20 protein-coding genes and 1 pseudogene are annotated in these 24,619 nt (G+C 71.4%); 12 read left to right on the top strand and 9 right to left on the bottom strand.

All coding sequences use genetic code 11. From position 1 onward, the window contains the following. Positions 1 to 77: 77 nt before the first annotated feature. Positions 78 to 545, top strand: a complete 468-nt coding sequence (locus tag ACQEVZ_RS53670; protein WP_433383484.1) for a GNAT family N-acetyltransferase — start codon at positions 78 to 80, stop codon at positions 543 to 545. Here ACQEVZ_RS53670 and ACQEVZ_RS53665 read toward each other — a convergent pair. Further along, complete coding sequence (locus tag ACQEVZ_RS53665) at positions 532 to 1,167, bottom strand: dihydrofolate reductase family protein (RefSeq protein ID WP_354892707.1); 636 nt, start codon at positions 1,165 to 1,167, stop codon at positions 532 to 534. The genes ACQEVZ_RS53670 and ACQEVZ_RS53665 overlap by 14 nt on opposite strands. A 203-nt stretch (positions 1,168 to 1,370) precedes the next feature. Between ACQEVZ_RS53665 and ACQEVZ_RS53660 the strand changes: the two genes are divergently transcribed. After that, positions 1,371 to 2,234: a metal ABC transporter substrate-binding protein gene (locus tag ACQEVZ_RS53660; protein WP_433383481.1), complete on the top strand. Its 864-nt coding sequence runs from the start codon at positions 1,371 to 1,373 to the stop codon at positions 2,232 to 2,234. A gap of 17 nt (positions 2,235 to 2,251) precedes the next feature. Next, the gene (locus tag ACQEVZ_RS53655; protein ID WP_433383479.1) at positions 2,252 to 3,688 is read left to right on the top strand and encodes a M1 family metallopeptidase; all 1,437 of its coding nucleotides are present in this window, start codon (positions 2,252 to 2,254) and stop codon (positions 3,686 to 3,688) included. A 3-nt stretch (positions 3,689 to 3,691) separates the two neighbouring features. On the opposite strand, the gene ACQEVZ_RS53650 is transcribed toward ACQEVZ_RS53655, so the two are convergent. Beyond that, positions 3,692 to 5,341, bottom strand: coding sequence for a substrate-binding domain-containing protein (locus ACQEVZ_RS53650; RefSeq protein WP_433383477.1), 1,650 nt, complete (start codon positions 5,339 to 5,341; stop codon positions 3,692 to 3,694). 210 nt (positions 5,342 to 5,551) lie between these two features. Continuing rightward, positions 5,552 to 6,604 (bottom strand): phosphatidylinositol-specific phospholipase C domain-containing protein, encoded by a 1,053-nt coding sequence (locus ACQEVZ_RS53645; protein ID WP_433383475.1) that lies wholly within the window; start codon positions 6,602 to 6,604, stop codon positions 5,552 to 5,554. A gap of 129 nt (positions 6,605 to 6,733) precedes the next feature. Here ACQEVZ_RS53645 and ACQEVZ_RS53640 point away from each other — a divergent pair, with 129 nt between their 5' ends. The 6 genes from ACQEVZ_RS53640 to ACQEVZ_RS53615 are packed head-to-tail and all read left to right on the top strand — an operon-like array spanning position 6,734 to position 14,387. Continuing rightward, entirely contained in the window at positions 6,734 to 7,738 is a 1,005-nt protein-coding gene (locus ACQEVZ_RS53640) for a hypothetical protein (protein ID WP_433383473.1), read from the top strand. Beyond that, positions 7,735 to 9,363, top strand: a complete 1,629-nt coding sequence (locus tag ACQEVZ_RS53635) for a VWA domain-containing protein (RefSeq protein ID WP_433383471.1) — start codon at positions 7,735 to 7,737, stop codon at positions 9,361 to 9,363. Before ACQEVZ_RS53640 ends, ACQEVZ_RS53635 begins: the two co-directional genes overlap by 4 nt. A 57-nt stretch (positions 9,364 to 9,420) precedes the next feature. Next, positions 9,421 to 10,308 carry a polyphosphate kinase 2 gene (gene ppk2, locus ACQEVZ_RS53630; protein ID WP_354892692.1) on the top strand — a complete coding sequence of 296 codons (888 nt, stop codon included), beginning with the start codon at positions 9,421 to 9,423 and terminating at the stop codon, positions 10,306 to 10,308. A gap of 40 nt (positions 10,309 to 10,348) precedes the next feature. Next, the gene (locus tag ACQEVZ_RS53625) at positions 10,349 to 11,173 is read left to right on the top strand and encodes an MEDS domain-containing protein (protein WP_433383468.1); all 825 of its coding nucleotides are present in this window, start codon (positions 10,349 to 10,351) and stop codon (positions 11,171 to 11,173) included. 46 nt (positions 11,174 to 11,219) lie between these two features. Beyond that, positions 11,220 to 12,962, top strand: coding sequence for a 4-alpha-glucanotransferase (malQ, locus tag ACQEVZ_RS53620; protein WP_433383466.1), 1,743 nt, complete (start codon positions 11,220 to 11,222; stop codon positions 12,960 to 12,962). Between the two features lie 51 nt (positions 12,963 to 13,013). Next, a complete protein-coding gene (locus tag ACQEVZ_RS53615) occupies positions 13,014 to 14,387 on the top strand; it encodes an SPFH domain-containing protein (RefSeq protein ID WP_433383464.1) in 1,374 nt (457 codons plus the stop codon). Positions 14,388 to 14,392: 5 nt separating this feature from the next. Here ACQEVZ_RS53615 and ACQEVZ_RS53610 read toward each other — a convergent pair whose 3' ends face one another. The 3 genes and pseudogenes from ACQEVZ_RS53610 to ACQEVZ_RS53600 form a co-directional block, all read right to left on the bottom strand. Continuing rightward, entirely contained in the window at positions 14,393 to 14,986 is a 594-nt protein-coding gene (locus tag ACQEVZ_RS53610; RefSeq protein WP_344498139.1) for a GNAT family N-acetyltransferase, read from the bottom strand. Between the two features lie 33 nt (positions 14,987 to 15,019). Continuing rightward, positions 15,020 to 15,271 (bottom strand): ricin-type beta-trefoil lectin domain protein, encoded by a 252-nt coding sequence (locus tag ACQEVZ_RS53605; RefSeq protein ID WP_433386169.1) that lies wholly within the window; start codon positions 15,269 to 15,271, stop codon positions 15,020 to 15,022. Beyond that, positions 15,208 to 15,474, bottom strand: a pseudogene (locus tag ACQEVZ_RS53600) (family 43 glycosylhydrolase); the annotation flags it as partial. The pseudogene ACQEVZ_RS53600 and the gene ACQEVZ_RS53605, both read right to left, overlap by 64 nt. A gap of 161 nt (positions 15,475 to 15,635) precedes the next feature. Between ACQEVZ_RS53600 and ACQEVZ_RS53595 the strand changes: the two are divergent. The 3 genes from ACQEVZ_RS53595 (at position 15,636) to ACQEVZ_RS53585 (ending at position 17,312) form a co-directional block, all read left to right on the top strand. Further along, a complete protein-coding gene (locus ACQEVZ_RS53595; RefSeq protein WP_344498144.1) occupies positions 15,636 to 15,977 on the top strand; it encodes an ArsR/SmtB family transcription factor in 342 nt (113 codons plus the stop codon). Continuing rightward, the gene (locus tag ACQEVZ_RS53590) at positions 15,970 to 16,836 is read left to right on the top strand and encodes an SRPBCC domain-containing protein (protein ID WP_433383461.1); all 867 of its coding nucleotides are present in this window, start codon (positions 15,970 to 15,972) and stop codon (positions 16,834 to 16,836) included. Before ACQEVZ_RS53595 ends, ACQEVZ_RS53590 begins: the two co-directional genes overlap by 8 nt. An 86-nt stretch (positions 16,837 to 16,922) precedes the next feature. After that, positions 16,923 to 17,312, top strand: coding sequence for a hypothetical protein (locus ACQEVZ_RS53585; protein WP_433383459.1), 390 nt, complete (start codon positions 16,923 to 16,925; stop codon positions 17,310 to 17,312). 1,018 nt (positions 17,313 to 18,330) lie between these two features. Here the strand turns inward: ACQEVZ_RS53585 and treZ are convergent. Genes treZ through glgX form a run of 3 tightly spaced genes read right to left on the bottom strand, consistent with a single transcriptional unit; the run spans position 18,331 to position 24,401 of the window. Further along, the gene (gene treZ / locus ACQEVZ_RS53580) at positions 18,331 to 20,043 is read right to left on the bottom strand and encodes a malto-oligosyltrehalose trehalohydrolase (RefSeq protein ID WP_433383457.1); all 1,713 of its coding nucleotides are present in this window, start codon (positions 20,041 to 20,043) and stop codon (positions 18,331 to 18,333) included. Between the two features lie 3 nt (positions 20,044 to 20,046). Beyond that, complete coding sequence (gene treY, locus ACQEVZ_RS53575) at positions 20,047 to 22,290, bottom strand: malto-oligosyltrehalose synthase (protein WP_433383455.1); 2,244 nt, start codon at positions 22,288 to 22,290, stop codon at positions 20,047 to 20,049. Between the two features lie 5 nt (positions 22,291 to 22,295). Further along, entirely contained in the window at positions 22,296 to 24,401 is a 2,106-nt protein-coding gene (gene glgX / locus ACQEVZ_RS53570) for a glycogen debranching protein GlgX (protein ID WP_433383453.1), read from the bottom strand. Between the last annotated feature and the right edge of the window lie 218 nt (positions 24,402 to 24,619).

Here is a 24,619-nt window from a genome sequence, read left to right as displayed (position 1 = left end):
TCCGTGGTCTGTCGCAACGTGTCGCGGAAATCGAAGCGATGCTATCCAAAGAGCGGTCGCCTGCCATCATGGCGGGCATGCTGCTGCGGCGATGGACCGAAGGCGACGTCGAGGCGTTCTACGACATCTACTCGCGCTGGGAGGTGATGCGGCACCTGGGCGCGCACCCCCGCAGGGTCGTCGCGGACCGCGACGAGGCACTCGCCAGGCTGGCCAGAATGCGCGAGCGGGAGGACGGCCCAAGGGGCTTCTGGGCGATCGAGGAGGGTGGTGTACCGGTGGGCACGGTCCTCCTGGTGCCCCTCGCCGACTCCGACGAGGTCGAGGTCGGCTGGCACCTGCACCCGGCGCACCACGGCAAGGGCCTCGCCACCCGCGCCGCCCGCGAGGTGCTGTCCCGCACGAGCGGCCGGGTCCTGGCGCTCACGGACGACGACAACCTCGCGTCGCAGGCGGTCGCGAAGCGTCTCGGCATGACCGACGAGGGGCTGACCGACCGCTGGTTCGGCCTGACCGCCCGTCAGTTCTCCATCATGCTCGGCTGAGGATCATGTGGGTCGCCGCGTCGGAGGCGACCATGCGCGTGCACGCGTAGCCGTCGGTGAGGCCGTCGGTGAAGAGCCGCTCGCCCCGCCCGAGCACGATCGGGATGATCGCCACGTGCAGCTGGTCGACCAGGCCGGCGCGCAGGTACTGCTGGACCGTCGAGACGCCGCCGCCGAGCCGCACGTCGAGCCCGCCGGCGGCCTCGGTGGCCCGCTCCAGGGCCGCCTCGATGCCGTCGGTGACGAAGTGGAAGACGGTGCCGCCCTCCATCGTGATGCTGGGCCGGGCGTGGTGGGTCAGGACGAAGACCGGGTGGTGGTAGGGCGGGTCGGCGCCCCACCAACCGGCCCAGGACTCGCCGGGGGACCAGGGACCGCGGAGCGGGCCGAACATGTTGCGGCCCATGATGGTCGCGCCGAGGCCGGTCTGGCCGGCGGCGATCATCTCGTCGTCGATGCCCTCGCTGCCGCCGTCGCGGCCGGACATCTGCCGGCCGGTGCGGGTCTCGAAGAGCCAGTCGTGCAGCCGCTCCCCGCCGGTGCCGATCGGGTCCTCGAGCCGCTGGTCCGGCCCTGCGCCGTAACCGTCGACCGAGATGCAGAAGTTGTGCACACGCAGCATGGCGGATTCCCCTTCGAAGACGATGTCGTCACCAGGTCGAAGCAGGACGGCCCGGATCGACATCACCGAGGAAGGCAATGAGACCTAGGTTCCTAGGAAGCCTAGCACCCCGTGACATGGGCCACGCGGACGAACCACGCCACGAGCGTCGGGGCATCCATGCGTTTTTGACAATCATTGTCAACTGGCGACAGGATGGGATCATGCTGCGTCGCGCCGTCCTCGCCGGTCTCACCGCCGGGTCCCTGTTGCTGAGCACCGCCGGCTGCGGCGGTGAGGAGGCCCCGCAGGGCGGGAGCGACGGCCGGCTGCGGATCGTGGCGGGGTTCTACCCGCTGCAGTACGTGTCGGAGCGCCTCGGCGAGGAGAACGTCAAGGTCACCAACCTCACCCAGGCCGGCGCGGAGCCGCACGACCTGGAGCTCAAGCCGAGCCAGCTGGCGCAGATCACGGACGCGGCCCTGGTGGTGTACCTGTCGGGGTTCCAGCCGTCCGTCGACGAGGCCGTCAAGCTGCAGGCGAAGGACAAGGCGTTCGACGTGGCCCCCGACCACGGCGACGACCCGCACGTCTGGCTCGACCCGGTCCGGTTCGCCGAGATCGCCGGGAAGCTCGCGGAGCGGCTCGCCACGCTCGACCCGGCCAACGCCGGCGCGATCCGGGCGCGGGCCGGCCAGCTGCAGGACGAGCTGCACCGCCTCGACGAGGAGTACACCGCCGGGCTGCGGACGTGCGCGCGGCGTGACATCGTGACGAGCCACGCGGCGTTCGGGTATCTCGCGTCCCGGTATCACCTGACGCAGGTGCCGATCTCGGGCCTGGACCCGGAGGGGGAGCCGAGCCCGCAGCGGGTGTCGGAGGTCGCGGCGCTGGCGAAGGAGAAGGGCGTGACGACGATCTTCTTCGAGGCGCTGGTCAGTCCCAAGCTGTCGGAGACGGTGGCGAAGGAGATCGGCGCGAAGGCGGCGGTGCTCGACCCGATCGAGGGCGTCGAGGAGGGCAGCGACTACGTGTCGGTCATGGTGCGCAACCTCGCAGCCCTGCGCGAGGCGCTCGGGTGCACCTGAGTCCTATCCTTGGCCGGGTGCGTCGCCCTCCATTGCGCGTCCTGAGCATCCTGACCACCGCCGTCCTGCTGGCGGGTTGCACGTCGAGCGGCGCCGTCGACCTGGACCGGCCGCCGCAGCCCCTGGCGGTGGGCAACGTCGACGGCACGTCCACCCCGGTCGCCGATCCGGTCTATCCGGCGTACGGCAACCCGTCGGTCGACGTGCTGCACTACGGGCTGGCGCTGGCGTGGGCGCCGCAGACGAAGACGCTCACCGGGAAGGCGACGGTGAAGCTGCGGGTGCTGCGCGCCGAGCCGGCCCTGAAGCTCGACCTGAGCAGCCCGTACACGCTGAGCTCCACCAGTGTCGACGGGGTCGCGGCGCAGGGCCGGGTCGCGGGCGGGAAGCTGACCGTGGACCGGGCGCTGGCGGCGGGCACCACGGTGACGCTGGTGGTGGAGTACCAGGGGACGCCGGCGCCGGTGCCGATGCCGTCGCACCGCGGTGACGCCGAGCCGCTGGGGCTGACGGTGACCGACGCGGGTGAGCTGTGGACGATGCAGGAGCCGTTCGGCGCGTCGACCTGGTACCCGTCGAACGACCAGCCGTCGGACAAGGCGCTGTACGACATCTCGATCACGGTCCCGGAGGGCTGGGAGGCCGTCGCGAGCGGCACGCCGGGGCCGGTGACGGGCGGCACGTACACGTACAGGTCGACGCAGCCGGTGGCGACCTACCTGACGACCCTGGCGGTCGGGCAGGACTACCAGGTGACGAGGCTGACGGGCCCGCGTGACCTGCCGATCTCGCTGTGGACGCGGCCGGGGAAGGACGACCGGTTCCTGCCGGTGCTGCGCAAGGCGCCGCAGCAGCTGGCGTGGCTGGAGGCGCGGTTCGGGCAGTACCCGTTCCCGAGCGCGGGTGCGGTGATCGTGCCGTCGCGGTCGGCGATGGAGACGCAGCAGATGGTGACGATCGGCGGCGACGTGCTGTCGCAGGGCACGAACGTGTCGGCGCTGGACGGGATCATGCTGCACGAGTACGCGCACCAGTGGTTCGGTGACGCGGTCGGCCCGGCGGTGTGGAAGGACGTGTGGCTCAACGAGGGCTGGGCGACGTACGCGGAGGCGCTGTACACGGCGGAGCGCGACGGTTACGACATCGAGGACTGGGCGCGGCGGGCGCGTAAGAGCGACGCGGACGCGCGGCAGCGGCTGGGGCCGCCCGGCAACCCGCGGGCGGACAGTTTCGCGGAGAGCAACGTGTACGTGTGCCCGGCGCTGATGCTGCACGAGCTGCACCGGGCGTTGGGTGACTCGGCGTTCTTCGCCCTGGCCCGGGCGTGGGTGTCGAAGCACGCGGGGACGGCGCAGGACCGGGCGGCGTTCACCGCGTTCGTGAACAAGCAGACGGGCCGCGACTTCACGAAGCTGATCGACGCCTGGCTGGACTCCCCGACGACCCCCGCGTAGCCGCTATTCGTGCAGGCCGCCGGCGACGACGTGGATGAACGCGGCCTGCACGTCGTCGGCGTTGAGGGCGTTGTCGACGTACGCGTCGATGGGTTTGAGGGCGGTCTTGAGCCGGTCCGCGGAGTCCTTCTTGCCGAGCACGACGATGCTGACCGTGACGGGCTTGTTGGGGTCCTGCAGGCCGGTGAGCTTCTGCACGAGGGCGTCGACGGCGGCGGTGTTGGCGCTGTCCTTGTTCTGGTCGTCGGTGAAGACGAGGACCTGGTTGAACATGTCGTCGTGGTAGTCGTCGCGGACCGACTGGTAGGCGGCGGCGATCGTGTCGAAGAGCCCTGGTCCGGTGCGGTGGGCGGCGAGCTTGCCGACCTGCTTCTCGAACGAGGCGCGGGTGGCGTCGTCGAGGCGGTCGGTCGGCATGAGCTTGCGGTAGCCGGGGTTGCCGGGGTTGATCTCCCAGAGGCCGAGGCGGGACCCGACGGGCATGAGGCCGGACAGGACGAGGCAGCCGTTGCGGAGGACCTCGATCGGCTGGGTGACCTGCTTGCCGGGTGGCGGTGAGGTGGGGGCGCCGCTGCTGGTGCCGTTGCTGGCGAGGTCGACGACGATGAGCAGGTTGCTGCGCCGGTCCTCGGGGTCCCAGGTGGCGAAGATGTGCTGCACGTGGTGCGGCTGGAGGACCTCGAACGGTTTGGCGGTGGGTTCGGGCAGGATGTTGGCGCCGTCGAAGATGGGCCGGAGGTTGTCGGGTCCGCGCAGGCCGGCCTCGGCGATGGCGCGGCTGCCTTCGGCGCTGGTGAACGCGGCGTAGAGGCGGCGCAGCGCGGCGGCCTTCTTCGGGTTGGCGGCGGCGGTCGCGGCCGGCAGCCACGTGTAGCGCAGCAGCGCCGTGTGGTCGGTGCCGACGATGTACCGGCGGTCGGTCCTCGCCAGCCGGAGCGTGGCCAGCAGCGCGTATTCGGGGATGAGCCCGACCTCGCCGGGGGCCTCGGGGATGGCGGCGAGGTCGTGGTTGACGGTGCGGGTGACGTTGAGGACGTTGGTGAGCACGAGCGAGGACGCGTCCATGCCCTTCTCCAGCCAGACGGCCTCGCCGACGGCGCCGGCGGCGACCATGCCGTCGCCGGACATGGCGGGGTTGCGCACGACCAGCTTGACGCCGGAGTTCTTGGTGTTGAGCAGGCCGGACAGGGCGAGCCAGCCGCCGCCGCCGGCGTTGATGCGGTCGCCGGTGGCGGGGTCGGTGACCATGTAGATGGGGCTGGACGCGAGGGTCGCGTAGGCGTTGAGGGTGTCCTTCTTCGCCACGAACTGCGGTGGTGCGATCACGTCCCAGGAGGCGTCGTCGGGGATCCACAGGTCGGCGCGGCTCTGGGTGAGCTGCCCGGCGGCGGGGCGGCCGTCGGTGCTGGTGGTGTCGACGAGGACGCAGTCGTCGCCGCCGCGCAGGGTGCGGCCGGCGGCGGAGACCACGGTCGCGAAGGACGACGCGGTGACGACGTGCAGGGTGGTGGGGCAGCTGCCTTCGGCGCCGTTGGCGCTGTTGTTGCGCAGCACGTACCAGCCGGCGCCGGCGACGAGTCCGACGGCGAGGAGGAGCACGAGCCCGCGCAGCAGTGTGCCGACGAGGCGGGTGCCGGCTATGTGCTTGCCCATCGTGGCAACCATCCGCGAGGTCAGTGGGGGTGGAAACGCGGAAAGTATGCCATTGAGCAAGGATGATTCCGGTCCCGGTCGACCGTCCGGCCGTGACCCTGAGCCGTTCAGCCAGGGTGTCCGTCCGGACGGTCGATCACGTGGCCGTCTGCCACCAGGTGGGCAGCGGCTACCGGGCAGCGGCTACCGGGCAGCGGCTACCGGGCAGGGTCAGCCGCGCGGGACGACGGTGCCGAGGACGCCGGTGCTCGGGGCCCAGTCGGCGGAGACGATGGTGGCGCCGCGGCCGGCGAGGAGGTTGATCCTGGCGAGGGCCTGGGCGTTGGTGGGCGCGGTCGGGTCGATCGGCGGCGGGACCGCGGAGGCGTCGGTCATGACGAGCAGGTAGTGGTTGGTGTTGTACCAGGTGGTGTCGATGGACCCGTTGAGGTACGTGCTGGCGCTGCCGTCGAAGATCACGAACCAGGGCCGGATGTTGGTCTCGCTGTAGCGGGTGCGCGGGTCGCCGGCGGCGGCGTCGAGGACGGACGGGAAGGACTGGGCCCGGGCGAGGTTCCCGGCGGCGGCGAGGTCGCGCAGGTGGCGGCCGTATTCGACGTCGGTGTCGAGGTTGTCGAACGGGTTGCCGCGTTCGAACGTGCCGGGGATGATCTCGAGCATGACCTTGCCGGCGAGGGCGGCGCGGGTCGGCCAGTTGTCGGCCTTCGCGGCGGCGTCGAGGGTGGCGTAGGAGCCCTTCAGGTCGGCGGGCTTGAACACCTTGGTGCCGAGCTTGCTCGCGACGAGGGTGTCGAAGTCGGCGGGGCCCAGGCCGTACCGGCTGTCGAACCCGGCCTTGAGCTCGATCTTGAGGTGCAGGGGCTGGTGGCCGGGGTGGGCGTCGCTCCAGATGCGGATGTCGTCGAGGCAGACGCCGAACTGCTGGTCGCGGGCGCCGGTGCGCAGCTGGGCGGCGGTGGTCGCGGCGGTGCAGTTGTTGCTGGTGCCGAAGAGCTCGTGGTTGACGCGCCAGCGGCGGCTCGCGGTGTCGACCCAGATGTCGAACTCGAGCAGGGACACGCCGGTGTCGAGGGCGTCGGCGAGGTAGGCGTACTTCGCCTTGTCGTAGGTGTTGTGGACGCCGACGGCGGTGGTGTGGGAGAGCTTGAGGGCGTCGGTCGGGCCGGCGGCGTGGGCCGTGGACGGGGTGACGAGGGCGGCGGCGACGACCGTGAGTGTGACAGCGGCCAATGACTTCCAGCGCATGCGGAGCACGATAGTCATCGATGGAGTGCGGGCGGAGCCGGCGATGTGAACAGCTGCCGAACGATCATCCACTGTGGACTAAGTGAACACGGTCTGAACAGCAGATATACGGCAAGAGCCTTGCGGCGGCGGGGCACAATCACGGGCGTGAAACGGACCGGATGGCTCATCGTCCTCGTGGTGCTGCTCGTCGTCGCCGGCGCCTCGATCGGCCACCTCCTCGGCCGCGACGCCGACCCCCGCGAGCTCACCGGGGTGATCGGCTCGGAGAAGGCCGGCTTCTTCGCCGACCCCGAGGTCAAGGCCGCCCTCGCCAGGCACGGCCTCCGGCTGCGGCTCGACCCGGCCGGCTCCCGCCGGATGGCCGGGATGCCGCTGGACGGCTACGACTTCGCGTTCCCCGGCAGCGCCCCGGCGGCCGTGGAGATCGCCCGGCACCGCCGGCCCGCCGCCCCCGCCGTCACGGTGTTCAGCTCACCCCTCGCGGTCGCCAGCACCAGCCCGATCGTCGACCTGCTGCAGAGCGCCGGCCTCGCCCGCCGCGCCGCCGCCGGCGGGCACTGGACCCTGGACGTGAAGGCGCTCGTCGAGGCGAACCAGCGGCAGCTGCGCTGGGACCAGATCCCCGGCAACGCCACGTTCCAGGTCAAGCAGGCCGTCCTCGTGGCCACCACCCGGCCCGCCGACTCGAACTCCGCCGCGCTCTACGCCGCGATCCTCAACCAGGTCACCGGCGGCAACCTCAACGCGGTCACCAAGCTCTTCGCCGACCAGGGCGCGGTCGACACCACCACCGAGGAGCCCTTCGAGAGCTGGCTGAGCCGCACCACCGACTTCGCGCCGCTGGTGCTCGTCTACGAGGCCCAGTTCCTGGACCGCGGCAAGGGCGACAACCACGTCCTGCTCTACCCGCAGCCGACGATCGTCAGCGAGCACACGGTGGTGCCGTTCACCGCCGCCGGCGCCGAGCTGGCGAAGCTGCTGCAGACAGACCCGCAGCTGCAGCGCCTCGGCGCCGCGCACGGGTTCCGCACCGCCGGCGCGCCCCTCGCGCCCGGCGCGGCCGCCCTCGGCGGCCCCGACGTCATCCCGTCCCCGGACGAACCCACCCTGCAAGCGCTGCTCGACGCGCTGGAAGAGAGACTCGCATGAGGAAGCTCCTGGTGGCCTCCCTGGCCCTGGTCGTCGTTGGTTCCCTCGCCGCCTGCACGGACACGCCGCAGGCCGCGAAGGGGGAGCAGCCGTTCGTCAAGGGTGACGGCGTGCTGCGGGTCCTGGCCGGCAGCGAGCTCGCCGACCTGCAGCCGATCCTCGACGAGGCGGCCGCGGCGACCGGTGTCACCGTCAAGCTGACCCCCACCGGCACCCTCGACGGCGTCGAGTCGGTGGTGCAGGGCGGCGCGGCGAAGCAGTACGACGCCACCTGGTTCGCCAGCAACCGGTACCTGCAGCTGCACCCGGACGCCGCGTCCCGCACCGGCACCGCCACGAAGATCGCGACCTCGCCGGTCGTGCTCGGCCTGCGCCGCTCCGTCGCCGAGAAACTGGGGTGGTCAGTGCAGGATGGCGGGACCCGCCCCACCTGGAGCGAGATCGCCGTCGCCGCCGGCGAGCGGAAGTTCACCTACGGCATGACGAACCCGGCCGCGTCCAACTCCGGGTTCGCGGCGCTGGTCGGGGTCGCCGCCGCGATCGCCGGAACCGGCGCCGCCCTCACCGCCGACCAGATCGGGCCGATCACGCCCCGGCTGCGGGCGTTCTTCGCCGGGCAGAGCCTCACCGCCGGCTCGTCCGGCTGGCTCATGGACGCCTACCTGCGCGCCGGCACCGAGGGCCGGCCCGTCGACGGACTCGTCAACTACGAGTCGGTGATCCTGTCGCTCAACGCGTCCGGGAAGCTCACCGAACCGCTCACCGTCGTCTACCCGGCCGACGGGGTCGTCACCGCCGACTACCCGCTGACGCTGCTGTCCGGGGCGTCGGAGCAGGCCCGCACCAACTACGCGGCGGTGACGGACTACCTGCGCCGGCCGTCGGTCCAGCGGCAGATCATGCAGCGGACGTGGCGCCGCCCGGCCGTGCCCGACGCGTCGCTCACCCTGGACGCCGCGTTCGGGCCGAAGAGCGGCAACCTGCCGGAGCTGCCGTTCCCCGGCAAGCTCGACGCCGCCGACGCGCTCATCGGCGCGTTCGGTGACTCGCTGCGCCGCCCCGCCCGCACCATCTACGTGCTGGACCTGTCCGGGTCGATGAAGGGTGAGCGGCTGGCCGGGCTCAAGACCGCGCTGACCGGGCTCACCGGCGCCGACACGAGCCTGTCCGGGCAGTTCAGCCGGTTCAACGGCCGCGAACAGGTGATCCTGCTGCCGTTCAGCACCCGCCCCGGCACCCCGACGACGTTCGACCTGCCGGAGGCCGGGTTCGAGCCGACCCTCGCGCAGATCCGCACCCACGTGCAGCAGCTCAAGGCCGACGGCGACACCGCCATCTACGACGCGCTGCTCGCCGCGTACGGCATGGTCGGCGCGGGCGGCGACGACCGGGTCACGTCGATCGTGCTGCTCACCGACGGTGCCCGCACCGCCGGCGCCGACCTCGCCGCGTTCCGGGCGAAGGTGCCACAGCTGCCGCGGGTGCCAGTGTTCACCGTCCTGTTCGGCGAGAGCAACACCGGCGAGATGACCGAGGTCAGCAACCTCACCGGCGGCCGCACCTTCGACGCCCGGGCGACCGGCGCCCTCGCCGGCGCGTTCAAGGAGATCCGGGGGTACCAGTAACGTGCTGTTCAAACTGCCGCAGTGGTGAAACGGCGGGGGAGAGGGTACATCCATGGGATGGCTGACCTCTCTCTCGACGACTACCTGGTCGAGGACGACGACGATGACGACCCGGTGCTGCTGCGTAAGGACGGGCAGCCGGTCGACACCTGGCGGGAGGACTACCCGTACGACGAGCGGATGACCCGCGACGAGTACGACCGCACCAAACGCCTCCTGCAGATCGAGCTGCTGAAGCTGCAGTACACGCTGAAGGCCCGCGGCGACCGGCTCGTCATCCTGTTCGAGGGGCGCGACGCCGCCGGCAAGGGCGGCACCATCAAACGGTTCATGGAGCACCTCAACCCGCGCGGCGCCCGGGTCGTCGCCCTGGAGAAGCCCAGCGAACGCGAGTCGACGCAGTGGTACTTCCAGCGGTACGTGCACCACCTGCCGGCCGCCGGCGAGTTCGTGCTGTTCGACCGGTCCTGGTACAACCGGGCCGGCGTCGAACGGGTGATGGGCTTCTGCAACCGCGCCGAATACCTGGAGTTCATGCGGGAGGCGCCGGAGCTGGAGCGGATGCTCGTGCGGTCCGGGATCAACCTCGTCAAGTTCTGGTTCTCCGTGTCGCGCAACGAGCAGAAGACCCGGTTCCTGATCCGGCAGGTCGACCCGGTCCGGCAGTGGAAGCTGTCGCCGATGGACCTCGCGTCCCTGGACAAGTGGGACGACTACACGGACGCGAAGGAGGCGATGTTCTTCTACACCGACACCGCCGACGCCCCCTGGACCGTGGTCAAGTCCAACGACAAGAAACGCGCCCGCATCGAGGCGATGCGGCACGTGCTGAGCCGCTTCGACTACGACGGCAAGGACGCCGACCTGGTCCGCAACCCCGACCCGCTGATCATCGGCCCGGCCGCGCTGGCCGACGAGTCGACCGGTGACGCACCTCGGCTGTAGCGCTCTAGCCTGGGCGGTGGATTGTCCATAGGCTTGTGCGGTGTCGGAGGGGCGGACGGTGCCGTCGTGGCGGCTGGGTGAGCACGTCAGCGCCACCTACGCCGCCGCCGATGAGTGCCGCGATCTGCTCACCGGGTTCGTGCGGACCGGGGTCCGCCCAGGCCAGCGGGTGGTCGTGTTCCTCGACGCGGACGACACCGACCTGGCGCGGCAGCTCGTCGCCGCCGCGCCCGACGCGGCGGCCGGGCAGCTGCTCGTCCTGCTGTACGGCAGCGGCTTCACCGCGTCCGGCGACGGCCGGGTCCAGCAGATGCTCGACGGGCTCACCACCGTCCGCGACGAGGCGTTCGCCGACGGGTTCCAGACGGTGTTCGTCGCCGGGAAGATGACGTGGACGCTGCGGGCCGGGTTCGCCGCCGCCGACCTCGTCGCCTACGAGTCGGCGGTCAACGCGTTCTTCGGCGACGTCCGGATCGGCGGGCTCTGCCTGTACGACCGCCGCCGCTTCGACAAGGCGACCATCGGCGCGGTCGCGGCCGCGCACGCCGGGCCACTGCTGCGCTTCACCGTCGGCGGCTGGGGTGCGCACCTGCGACTGTCCGGCGAGCTCGACGCCTCCAACACCGGCGCGCTGCCGTCGATCCTCGGCATGGTCACCGAGGCCGACAGCACCGTGCTGCTCGACGCCAGCGACCTGCACTTCCTCGACGCGGCGGCGGCCCGCGCGATCGTCGGGTTCGCCGCGTCCCGGCCCAACCGGCACACCGTCGTGCGCTGCACCCGCGGCGTCCGGCAGGCACTCGACCTCGTCGGCGCCGACGAGGTGCCGACCCTCGTGCTCCGCGACCGGGTCGGCGGCGCATGACCAGTCGGGTGCTTCGCCGCCGGGCAGGCGGGGTATGACTGTGCGCGTGCCTGCCTTTCCCCGCGGTGTAGCGACCTACTACGAGACCTCCGGCCACGAGCGCGTCGACATCGCGCCCGAGGTCGTGCAGACGGTGCTGGCGCTGCTCGGGCCGCCCGCCGCGGTGCCGGGCCCGGCGGCGGGCGGGGCGCCGGTGGTGCCGTCCGGGCCGCTGCCGGCGGTGCCGCGCACCTGGGGGTGGATGCTGCAGCTGTACGGGGTGCGCTCGGCCGGCTCATGGGGTGTCGGCGACTTCGCCGACCTCGCCGCCTTCACCCGCTGGGCCGCGTCGACGGGCGCCGGGGCGATCCTCGTCAACCCGCTGCACGCCGTTGCGCCCGTCGATCCGCTGCCGTCCTCGCCGTATTCGCCGTCGTCGCGCCGGTTCGTGAACCCGCTGTACCTGCGGATCACCGACCTGCCCGAGTACCGCTCCGCCGCGCCGGACGTCCGCGCCGCCGTCGACGCGCTGCGGCCCGCCGGACCGGCCGACGAGCTGATCGACTACGACGGCGTGTGGCGGGCGAAACGCGCGGCGCTGGCCCTGCTGTGCCCGGCGGCCGAGGGTGCCGCCCCCGAGCATCCCGGGCGCCCGGAGCGTTCCGAGCTGGCGGACTTCGCCGTGTACTGCGCGCTCGTCGCCGACCACGGCCCCGACTGGCGGACCTGGCCCGCCGAGCTGCGGCAGCCCGGACCGGCCGCGTACGCGGTCGCCGACCCCGCGGCGGTCGCGTTCCACATCTGGTTGCAGCGGCGCTGCGCGGAGCAGCTGGCGGCCGCGAACGCCGCCGCCGCCGGGATGACCGTCGGGATCATCCACGACCTGGCCGTCGGCATCGACCCCGGCGGCGCCGACGCGTGGACGATGCAGGACGTCGTCGCCGCCGGGGCGAAGATCGGCGCGCCGCCGGACGCGTTCAACCAGCAGGGCCAGGACTGGGGGCTCGCCACGTGGAGCCCGGACCGGCTCGCCGACACCGGCTACGCCGCCTGGCGGACCCTGCTGCGCGACATCTTCCGGCACGCCGGCGGGCTGCGCGTCGACCACGTCGCCGGCCTGTGGCGGCTGTGGTGGGTGCCGCCGGGCCGGACCCCGGCGCAGGGCACGTACGTGTACTACGACGACGAGGCGATGCTCGGCATCCTCGTCGAGGAGGCGAAGCTCGCCGGCGCGGTCGTCGTCGGCGAGGACCTCGGCACCGTCGAGGAGGTCGTCACCACCACCCTGCAGGACCGCAACGTCCTCGGCTCGGCCGTGCTGTGGTTCACCCGCGACGACGACGGCCGGTTCCTGCCGCCCGGCGACTGGCCCGAGAACGCGCTCGCCAGCGTCTCCACCCACGACCTGCCGACCGCCGCCGGGTTCCTGTCCGGCGAGCACGTCCTGTCCCGCGCCGAGGCCGGCGTCCTCACCCGCGACGTGAAGCTCGAGTGGGCCGCCGCCACCGCCGACCGCACGGCGCTGCTGGACCTGCTGGACGCCGAGGGGCTCACCGGCCCCGACAGCACCGACGAGGAGATCGTCCTCGCCATGCACCAGCTGCTGCTGCGCACCCCGTGCCGGATCGTGCTCGCCTCCCCGTACGACGTCCTCGGCGAGGTCCGCCAGCCGAACCTGCCGGGGACGACCACGCAATATCCGAACTGGCGGATCCCGCTGCCGCTGCCGCTGGAGGAGCTGACCACCGACGCGCGGATGAAGCAGATCGCGGACCTGTTCTCCGGCGACATATCGGTGGCGCGCCCTTGACGGGGTCGCCCAAGATGGGTGCCCGGAATCCCACGATCAGGGAGCGGGCGGATGTCGAGCGGGAACAGCTACCTTCAGCAGGTCGTCGCGCAGCAGGAGCGCCTCGAGAGTGACCTGAGGTCCAAGCGCAGCGTCGCGGCACCGGCCCCCGCCGCGCCGGGAGGCCCGACCCGCGGCGGCGGCGGCCGGCAGCAGGTGAGCCAGCCGGCACCGAACGCCGTCGAGGTCCGCGTCACCGGGTTCGGCCGGTGGAAGACCGTCATCGTCCCGCCGAACGCGTTCGTCGTGCACACCCGCCGCGGCCGCAGCGAACCCCTGCACGTCGGGCTCGGCGTGTCGTTCCGGTACAACCCCGCGACCGACTCCTACCTCGTCGTGCCCGGCGCCATGCAGACCATCCTGATCAACGCCTTCTGCATCTGCCGGGAGCTGCAGGGCGTCCTCGTCCAGGCGTACGTGCAGTGGATCATCGAGGACTTCTCCACCGCGTACCGCAAGCTCGACTTCGGCGACGCCGAGGACCCGATGCGCCTCGTCAACCTGCAGCTCAAGGAGCAGGCCGAGGCCGCGATCAAGGACAAGGTCGCCACCCTCGGCGTCAGCGACGTCCTCAGCGACAAGCAGCCCATCATCGAGGAGCTCACCGCCCGGCTGCGGGCCGTCGCCGAAGGCACCTCCGGGAACTCCGCCGCCGACCCCTCCGCCGGTCTCGGCCTGCGGATCGTCACCGTGCAGATCAAGGAGGCCGTGGTCAGCTCGTCGCGGCTGTGGGAGAACCTGCAGAAGCCGTACCGCTCCGAGCAGGGCCGCATCGCCCGGCTCGCCGAGCTCGCCGCCGACGAGGCGATCGGCGCCCGCGAGCTCGCCGCGTCCCGGCTGCGGCAGACCCAGCAGATCGAGAGCGACCGGGAGCTGGCCGAGCTGCGCGCCCGCAACGCCGCCGTGCAGTTCGACCAGGAGGCGCAGGAGCAGCTGCGCCGCTCGCAACGGCAGGAGGAGGACAGCCGCGCCCTCGCCGACCTGCAGGACGCCACCGCCCGGCACGCCATGGCGCTGGAGCGGTCCCGGGCCGCGGAGGAGGCGGAGATCGGCCGGCTGCGGATCGAACGCGACACCGAGCTGCGCCGCCTCACCGTCAACGGCGAGCTGGCCGTCGAGGCGATCCGCGCCCAGGCCGTCCACGAGCAGGGGCTGCTCGAACTCGACCGGGCCCGGCTGCGCGGCGAGATCGACAACTCGCAGTCCGCGGAGGCGATCCAGGCGAAGCTCGTCGACTCCCTGCCCGAGATCGTCGCGAAGCTGCCGAAGCCCGCCGAGCTGCGCACCGTCACCATCGGCGGCAACGACACCTCCACCGTCGGCGGTCTCCTCGCGGAGCTCGCCGGCGTCGTCGGCGCGCTCCAGGCGACCCTGAAGAAGCCGTAACCGGCCTACTCGACGGGCATGAACGGGCGCTTGCACCGGCGGCGGGCCGTCGGGTCGAGGTGCCGCCACCGGATCGTCGCCATGCTCCGCCCGTCCGGCAGCGTGTGCATGAACACCCCTTCAACCGGCAGGAACCCGGCCGAGGCGAGCCAGCGGCGGCTCGCCTCGTTGTCGGTCTCGCACCTGGCCCGCAGCTCCGTGACGCCGAAGTGCCGGTGGGCGAAGGCGCACACGACCTGCAGGGCCTCCCGGCCGAAGCCGAACCGGCGGAACGCCGGGTGGACGAGGCCGCTGACCTCCATGTAGCCGTCGTCGGCCCGGCCGAAACCGGCGCTGACGACGGCGACACCCGTCTGCGGGTCGCGGCCGATGAACTCGGCGCCCTCGTCGGCGATGACCATGGGGTCCGTGTCGTCCTGGTCGACCCACGGCCCGTCCTCGCCCCAGCCGAGCCGGAACCTCGCCTCGGCGTCGGCCAGGTCGGCCCACACGTCGATCAGCTCCTGCCGGCGCGGCACCGACACCTCCAGCCGCGCCGTCGTCGCGGTGTGCGCCCCACCGAACCCGCACCGCAGTACCGGCGCCGCCGTGTCGACCATGGTTGTCGACGGTACCCGACGGCGCCGGCCGCTCTAGCTCAGGCGGAACTGCTGTGCGGCCGAGCCGTTGCAGTCCCAGATGCGCAGGGCGGTGCCGTTGGCGGTGGCGCCGTTGGGGGAGTCCAGGCAGCGGCCGGACTGCGGGTTGCGCAGCGAGCCGTCCGCCTGCTGGGTCCACTGCTGGCCGCCGACGCCGTGCGGGTGTCGGTGGAGGCCCAGCTGACCGTGGCGCGGTCCAGCACGACGCCTGCGTCGACCCAGTTGGTGAGGTCGGTGGAGCGCCACGCGTGGAAGTACCGGCCGGGCGCGTCGGTCGTGCCGCCGCTCGCGGTCGTGTACACGTAGTAAGCGCCGTTGAACAGCTCGATCGAGGGGTCCGGGTGATCCCCGGGGAGGATCGGGTTCCCTGAGGTGGCGGCGACGGCGGGCTGCACGGGGGCCACGAGCAGCCCCACGAGCAGCGCCGCCAGGGCGAGGACACGTTTCATCGCAGACTCCTGACCTGACACATGGCGGTGTGTCGATGCCCGATTATGCGTACCCGCGACGCCTTGTGAAAGATCTTGTTGGAAATTGTTCGGCTTGACTTCCGTACACCGGCGGGCATTAAATAACCGAGAGGTTAGATAACCAAGTGGTGAGGTAACCCATGGTCACCGATCAGCTCAGCATGACCTTCGCGGCGCTCGCCGACCCGACCCGGCGGGCGATCCTGGCCCGGCTGACCCGCGGCGAGGCGACCGTGAAGGAGCTGTCCGCGCCGTTCGCCATGAGCGGCCCGGCGATCTCCAAGCACCTGCGGGTCCTGGAGCACGCCGGCCTGATCAGCCGCGGCCGCGAGGCGCAGTGGCGCCCCTGCCGGCTGGAGGCGGCCCCCATGCGCGAGGTGACGGAGTTCGCCGAGGAATACCGGCGGTTCTGGGACGAGAGCTACGCCCGACTCGACAGCTACCTGCAGACCCTGCAGCAGAAGGACGGCACCGATGATTGACGCCAACGTCACCGCGTTCGACCTGCCCAGCGACGTGGAGATCCAGATCCGGCGGACCCTCGCGGCGCCGCGGGCCCTGGTCTTCGACTGCTACACCAACCCCGAGCACCTGCCCAACTGGATGACCGGCCCGCCCGGGTGGACCATGCCGGTCTGCGAGATCGACCTGCGCCCCGGCGGCACCTTCCGGTACGTGCTGCGCGGCGAAGGCGCCGCCGAGATGACGCTCACCGGCACGTTCACCGAGGTGCGGCGCCCGCTGCGGCTCGTGGCGACCGAGACGTGGGGCCCCGGGTTCCCCGAGACGCTCAACACCGTGACGTTCGAGGCCGCCGGCAGCCACACCACCGTCACCACCCTCGTGCGCTACCCGTCGCAGTCGGCACGCGACGCCGCCCTGCAGTCAGGCATGAAGGAAGGCCTGGAGGCGGGCTTCACCAGCCTGGAGTCCTACGCGCAGGGCGTCACCCTCCCGCCGGTGCCCGACATGCGCCTCGAACTGGTGCCGGTGCCCGTCGCCGACGTCGACCGCGCCATCGGGTTCTACGTCGACCTGCTGGGCTTCCACCTCGACCACGACATCAAGCCCAACGACGACGTCCGCGTCACGCAGCTCACCCCACCCGGCTCGGCGTGCTCGATCGTGCTGTACAAGAACCTGCCGGGCCTCGACCTGCCCGCGGGCACGCTGCGCGGCCTGCACCTCGTCGTCGCCGACATCCACAAGTCCCGGGAGCTGCTGCTCGCCCGCGGCGTCGAGGTCGCCGGCGTCGACGACATGGGCGGCATCCTGTACGCCGCCTTCACCGACCCCGACGGCAACACCTGGCTCCTGCAGGAGATCCCGCCGCGCCTCTGACACTGCGTCATCCGTCGTGGCCGGCTTAGCTGTGGCCGCATTCGTTGTGGCCGGCTCCGCTGGGCCGGCTCCGCTGGGGGCGGCGGATGGACCGGCTCGAGCGCCTGCTGTACACCATGCGGGACGTGCGGGACTGCGCCGACCCGGTCGTCGACGAGATCGACGAACTCGTCGCCGCCGACCCCGCCCACAGCCGCGCCGTGATCCTCGCCTATACCGGCGACGAGGTGACGCGGCTGTGGGCGCTCGGCCGGCTCGGCGACCCGCTGGACCTGCCCACGGTCGCCGCCGCCCTCACCGACCCGGCCCTGCGGCACGTCGCCATGGAGTCGCTCGGCGGCATCCACGCCGCCGCTGGCTTCGACGGAGGTGGCGCTGGTCATCGGCTCGACGGCACCGGACTTCTCACGCCCCCGCTCCACCCCCTCTCAGACGTCGGTCAATGCCCCGAAACATCCCTTTCGAGATCGGCGTAGCGCGATCCACCCCTATGTCGATCAGGCAAGCCGGTCTGATCGCACGACACCGATACGCGAAAGTCGCAAACCCGGGCATTGACCAACGTCTGGTAGCGGGTTGCCACGGAGCGGCTACGGGTGAGTGGTCTCGGGTAGCGGCAGTCAGGTCCGACATGTCAGCGGAGCCGCCGTGCTGAGTCCGGGGTCATGCCGCGTCCGAGTACGCGAAAGTCGCAAACCCGGGCATTGACCAACGTCTGGCAGGGGGTTGCCACGGAGCGGCTGCGGGTGAGTGGTCTCGGGTAGCGGCAGTCAGGTCCGACATGTCAGCGGGGCCATCGTGCCGCGTCCGGGGTCATGTCGCGTCCGAGGGTTGTGCCGTGTCCGGGTTGGGTTTGTGCCGTGTCCCGGTTGAGGTCGTGCCGGTGCCCGAGAGTTGTGCCGCGTTCGGGTTGGAGTCGTGGCTGGACTGCGGATCTGGGGCTTCGCCCTCGCCGCGCAGACGTTGGTCAATGCCCCGGAACGCCCCTTTTCGGGATCGACGTTGCGCGATCCACCTACATGTTGATCGCGGAAAGTGAGGTGGATCGCGCAACGTCGATGGATGAAAAGCCGCAAATCCGGGCATTGACCAACGTCTGGCAACGGTTGGCAACGGTTGGCAGCGGTTGGCAACAGTTGGCGTGGAGTGGCGGGGAGCGGTCGCGGGTGGCGACGGTTGGGTCGGTGGGCAAAGGCGCAAGCTCGGGTGTTGACCAACGTCTGGCAGCGGCTGGTGAGGGTCGGCGTGGAGTGGTCGCGGGTGGCGGCGGTCAGGTTGATGGGCAAAGGGTGCGAACTCGGGCATTGAACGATGTCTGTTGGGGAGGAGCCGTGCCTCGCGTCTGGGTTGGTGCGGCGGCCAGCCACCGGATGCGGCGCGCATGCGCCGCTTGGCCTGCCTCGCGCCTCAGCGCGGGCAGTGCGTCGCGGAGCGGCGCATTGGGGTGCGGGTGAGAATCCCCGCCGGGCCCCGCCGCGGCAGCGGTGGGGGGAATTACAGGATGGCGGCGGATTCTGGGGGGAGGGTGAGGGAGTCGGACTGGAGGACGGTTGCTTCGTCGGTGGTGAAGAGGAGGCAGGCCGTTGAGAGGGGGATGGTGCGGGGGGTTGATGTCAGGTTTGCCACCACGGTGTGGGGGCCGCGGCGGATCAGCAGGACGCCGTCGTCGTGGATGACCTCGACCAACGGTAGGCGCGGGTCTGACAGGGCGGGGTGGCGTTTGCGGAGGGCGATCAGCGACCGGTACACCGCCAGCATCGACGGGTCCTGGGCGGACCAGTCCAGGTGGGAGTGTTCGAAGGTGGCCGGGTCCTGCGGGTCGGGGACGTCGCCGGGAGGCCAGCCGTGGGCGGCGAACTCCTCGCGGCGGCCCTCGCGGACGGCTGTGGCCAGTGAGGGCTCCGGGTGGCTGGTGAAGAACTGCCACGGGGTGCGGGCGGCGAACTCCTCGCCCATGAAGAGCATCGGGGTGAACGGGGACGTGAGCAGCAGCGTCGCGCCCACCTTGAGCAGGCCGTCGGACAGGGTCGCGGTCAGGCGGTCGCCGGTGGCGCGGTTGCCGATCTGGTCGTGGTTCTGCAGGCAGACGACGAAGCGGTGGCCCGGGATGCGGAGCGTGTCGACCGGGCGGCCGTGCACCCTGCCCCGGAAGGAGGACCAGGTGCCGGCGTGGAAGAAGGCCGAGGTCCAGACGGTGGCGAAGCAGGCGGGGGAGCCGAAGTCGCCGTAGTAGCCCTGCCGTTCGCCGGTGAGCAGGGCGTGCAGGGCGTGGTGCACGTCGTCGTCCCACTGGGCGTGCAGGCCGTAGCCGCCGGCCTCGCGGGCCGTCACGAGCTTGGCGTCGTTGAGGTCGGACTCGGCGATGAGCGACAGGGGGCGGCCGACGGCGGTGGACAGCGCGTCCACGGCGACGGCGAGCTCCTCCAGCAGGTGGGTGGCGCCGCGGTCGACGAGGGCGTGGACGGCGTCGAGGCGCAGGCCGTCGGCGTGGTAGTCGCGCAGCCACTGCAGGGCGCTGTCGATGATGAAGCGGCGGACCTCGCCGGAGTGGGCCTCGTCGAGGTTCAGCGAGCGGCCCCACGTGTTCGCGCCCGAGGACAGGTAGGGGCCGAAGGTCGGCGTGTACGCGCCGGACGGGCCGAAGTGGTTGTAGACCGCGTCGATGATCACGCCCAGGCCGTGGGTGTGCGCGGCGTCGATGAAGCGTTTGAGGCCGTCGGGGCCGCCGTAGGACTCCTGGACGGCGTGCCAGCCGACGCCGTCGTAGCCCCAGTTCCAGGTGCCGTTGAACGTGTTGACGGGCAGCAGCTCGATCATGTCGATGCCGAGGTCCCGCAGGTAGGGGAGCTTCTCGATGGCGGCGTCGAACGTGCCGCCGGGGGTGAACGTGCCGACGTGCAGTTCGTAGATCACGCTGCCGGGTAGCTGCCGGCCCTTCCAGTCGCCGTCGCTCCAGGTGTACGAGTCGTGCTCGTACACCTGGCTCAAGCCGTGGACGCCTGAGGGCTGCCGCCTGGAGCGTGGGTCTGGGAGGGCCTCGCCGCCGTCGAGGACGAACCCGTAGTCGGTGCCGTGGCCGGCGTCCGGCACGGTCAGCGTCCACCAGCCGTCAGGGGCAGCCGCCATGGGCGAGGAAGGCGAGGACGAGTCGCCGATGGACAGCGAGACGGTGGAAGCGGACGGGGCCCAGACGCGGAACTCGTGCACGGGCTACTCCCTCACCAAGAGCGCGACGGGGTACGTCGAGAGGATGTCGCCGACCCGCGTGGAGGCGATCGCGCGGCCGGTCAGGACGTCGGTCCAGGCGCCGCCGGGCAGCACCAGGGTTTCGCTGTCCCAGCCGCCGGCGGCGGCGAGGCGCAGCGGCAGCCGCGTGGCGACGGTCAGGGCGCCGCCCCGGTCGAAGGCGATCGTGTGGCCGGCGCTGTCACCGGTGGTGGGCACCGGCTGGTAGCCGCGGAACAGCTCCGGCCGGTCCCGCCGCAGCCGCAGCGCCCGGCTGACGACGAGGAGCTTCGCCACCCCGGAGGAGTCGACGGGCGGCTGTACAGCGGCGGCATCCAGCGCGGCGAGGAGGTCGCGCCGCTCGGCGAAGTCGACGGGGCGGCGGTTGTCGGGGTCGACGAGCGAGTCCTCCCACAGCTCCGTGCCCTGGTAGACGTCGGGGACGCCGGGCATGGTCAGCTGCACCAGCTTCTGCCCGAGGGCGTTGGACCAGCCGAAGGGGCGGATCCGCGCCACGATCGCGTCGACCTCGGCGCGCAGTGCGGCGTCGTCGTCGAGCAGGCGCACGGCGGCGGCGAACGTCGCCTCGAAGGCCGGGTCGGGGTTGTCCCACGAGGTCGAGCGGTTGGCCTCCCGGGCCGCCTTCGTCAGGTACGCCTGCAGCCGCTCGGCGGTCAGCGGCCACGCGCCGACCACGGTCTGCCAGAACAGCGCCTCGAACGACGGGTCGGGGATTCCGGCCCGGCCGAGCAGCGGCGTGAGCAGGTCCGGCGCCACCGAAGCAGCCTCGGACAGGACCGCGAGGCGGGCCCGGACGTCCTCACCGCGCTTCGTGTCGTGGGTCGACAGGGTCGTCATCCCGGCCGGCCACTCGTCGAGGCGGCGGACCGCGGCGGCGTGGAACTCCAGCGGCGGCACCCCGAAGCGGGACGGGTCGCCGCCGACCTCGTTGAGGGCGACGAACCGGTTCCACCGGTACATGGCGGTGTCCTCGACGCCCTTGGCCATGACGGCGCCGGTGAGCTGCTGGAAGCGGGTGCACAGCTCGTCGGCGGGGTCGGTGAGGCGGGGGACGAGGCCGTCGAGCGCCTCGGCGAGGTCGGGCCGGCGGCGCTTCGTCTCCGCGACGGCGGCGTCGAAGTCGTCCCGGCCGTATGGCAGGTACGTGCGGTACACGTGGAAGTTCGAGGCGAGCTCCGCCAGGACCTCGACCGACAGGGGGCCGGGCGCGAGGGCGGCGAGGCGGCGCAGCTCCGCCGGGAACAGCCGCCGGGTCACGTCCAGCTTCTGCTCGTGCGCCTCCTCGGGCCAGTCCGCGCCGTCGACCGGCGGGGCGCCGGCCGGGTCGATGAACAGGCCGCACACGTCGCCGAGGGCGTCGTAGCCGGTGGTGCCGTCGACGGGCCAGTGCGGCGGGAGCGGCTCGCCGCGCTCCAGGATCTTCTCCACGAGCAGCCACGCGTCCGGGGCCCGCTCGCGCAGCGTGGCGAGGTACCCGTCGGGGTCGCGCAGCCCGTCGGGGTGGTCGACCCGGATGCCGTCGACGTCGCCGTCGGCCACCCAGCGCAGCACCTCCTGGTGGGTGGCGTCGAACACGACCGGGTCCTCCACCCGTACACCCGCCAACTCCGTCACGGCGAAGAACCGGCGGTAGTTGAGCAGCTCGTTGCCGCGCCGCCAGTCGACGAGCCGGTAGTGCTGCCGGTCGTGCACCTCCTGCGGGGTGCCGTCACCGGTGCCCGGGGCGATCGGGAAGCGGTGCTCGTAGTAGCGCAGCTCGGTCCCGGAGACCGACAGCTCGGCGATGTCCGAGGCGGCGCCCAGCACCGGCACCACGATGGGGCCCGCGGACCAGTCGATGTCGAACCACGACGCGTAGCGGGAGGACGGGCCGTGCGTCAGGACGTCCCACCAGGCCGGGTTCGCGGCCGGCTGGAACAGGCCCATGTGGTTGGGCACGATGTCGACGACCAGGCCCAGCCCCTGCTGCCGCAGCGCCTCGACCAGCCGCCGCAGCGCCTCCCGGCCGCCCAGCTCCGGGTTGACGCGGGTCGGGTCGACCACGTCGTAGCCGTGCGGGGAGCCGGGCGTCGCGGCGAGCAGCGGCGCCGAGTACAGGTGACTCACGCCGAGGTCGTGCAGGTAGCCGGCGAGCCCGGCGGCCGCGTCGAGGTCGAAGTCCGGGCGCACCTGGACGCGGTACGTCCCGGACGGGATGTTCGCCGCCACGCGGATCACACGGTCCGGTCGAGCACGACGAGGGACCGGTCCGGCACCACGAGGGTCCCGCCGGCGGTGTACGACACGCCGCCGCGGGCCGACCCGGGCGCGGTCGCGATCACCAGCTCCCACTCCTTGCCGTAGTCCGGCTGCGGGATGACGAAGTCGACCGGCTCGTAGTGCGCGTTGAAGCACAGCAGGAACGAGTCATCGACGTGCCGCTCGCCGTGCGACCCGCGCTCGGTGATCGACTGGCCGTTGACGAACAGCATGAGCGCCTTGCCGAACTGGTTGTCCCAGTCCTCCTCGGTCATCTGCCGGCCGTCGGTGGCGAACCACGCCACGTCCGGGATGGGCGTGCCCTCCTGCCGGGCCACGGGCCGCCCGGTGAAGAACCGCCGGCGGCGGAACACCCGGTGCCGTTCCCGGAACGCCGCGAGCCCCCGGGTGAAGGCGAGCAGCTGCTCGTCGACGTCGTCCCAGTCGATCCAGCTGATGTCGTTGTCCTGGCAGTACGCGTTGTTGTTGCCGCCCTGGGTGCGGCCGAGCTCGTCGCCGGCGGCGATCATCGGCACGCCCTGCGACAGCATCAGCGTGGTCAGGAAGTTGCGCCGCTGCTTCGCCCGCAGCGCGTTGATGTCCTGGTTGTCGGTGGGGCCCTCGACGCCACAGTTCCACGACCGGTTGTGGCTCTCCCCGTCGCGGTTGTCCTCGGTGTTGGCCTCGTTGTGCTTCTCGTTGTACGACACCAGATCGTTGAGCGTGAAGCCGTCGTGGCAGGTGACGAAGTTGATGCTGGCGAACGGTAGCCGGCCGTCGTCCTGGTAGAGGTCCGCCGAGCCGCAGATCCGCGACGCGAACTCGCTGAGCGTCGCGGGCTCCCCGCGCCAGAAGTCGCGGACCGTGTCGCGGAACTTGCCGTTCCACTCCGTCCACAGCGGCGGGAAGTTGCCGACCTGGTAGCCGCCCGGGCCGACGTCCCACGGCTCCGCGATCAGCTTCACCTGGTTGACGACCGGGTCCTGCTGCACGACCTCGAAGAACGTCGACAGGCGGTCGACCTCGTAGAACTCGCGGGCCAGGGTCGAGGCGAGGTCGAAGCGGAACCCGTCGACGCGCATCTCCGTCACCCAGTAGCGCAGCGAGTCCATGATGAGCTGCAGGGTGTGCGGGTTGCGCACGTTGAGGCTGTTGCCGGTGCCCGTGTAGTCGGTGTAGTAGCGGTTGTCGTCGTCCTCGAGCTTGTAGTAGTGCCCGTTGTCCAGGCCCTTGAAGCCGAGTGTCGGGCCGAGGTGGTTGCCCTCGGCGGTGTGGTTGTAGACGACGTCGAGGATGACCTCGATGCCGGCCGCGTGCAGGGCCTTGACCATGCCGCGGAACTCCTGCACCTGCTGGCCGCGGTGCCGCCGCGCGTAGCCGTGGTACGGGGCGAAGAAGCCGATCGTGTTGTAGCCCCAGTAGTTGGACAGGCCGAGCTCCACCAGGCGCTGGTCGTGCACGAAGTGGTGCACCGGCAGCAGCTCCAGGGCGGTGACGCCGAGCCGGCGCAGGTGCTCGATGATCGCCGGGTGGGCGATGCCGGAGTACGTGCCGCGCAGCTCCTCCGGCACGTCCGGGTGGCGCATCGTCAGGCCCTTCACGTGCGCCTCGTACACCACGGTGTGGTGGTACGGGATGCGTGGCGCGGCGTCGTTGCCCCAGTCGAACCACGGGTTCACCACGACGGCCTTCGGCATGAACGGCGCGGAGTCGGCGGTGGACATCTGTTCGGGGTCGTTGAAGTCGTACCCGTAGACGGCCGGGTCCCAGGTGATGTCGCCGTCGATCGCCTTGGCGTACGGGTCCAGCAGCAGCTTGTGCGGGTTGCAGCGCAGCCCCCGCGCCGGCTCGTAGTCACCGTGCACGCGGAAGCCGTAGCGCTGTCCCGGGTCGACACCAGGCAGGTAGGCGTGCCACACGAAGGCGTCGACCTCGACGAGCTTGACCCGCTCCTCGACATCGTTGTCGTCGAACAGGCACAGTTCGACGGCCGTTGCCACCTCGGAGAAGATCGCGAAGTTCGTGCCCTGCCCGTCGTACGTCGCACCCAACGGGTACCGGTTGCCCGGCCAAACCTGCATCTCAACTCCTGATCCATCAGCCGGCACCAGTGTTCAACGGGTGCGGCGTTGCCACAGTGTTACGTGCGTCGAAAGTTCACGCGCGGGTACGCGCGAAGCTGGCTGCCATATGCCCAGTGCCATCAATAATGAATCGTGCGCCGGGGCGCGTCGGCTTTCCGACAGGTGCCCGGGATGAATCACACCCGAAATTCGTGTGGCGCACGTTTCAAACAAGG

The organism is Dactylosporangium sp. CA-152071, from assembly GCF_050936335.1.
Lineage (GTDB): Bacteria > Actinomycetota > Actinomycetes > Mycobacteriales > Micromonosporaceae > Dactylosporangium > Dactylosporangium maewongense.
This window is presented reverse-complemented; position numbering and strand designations above follow the sequence as displayed.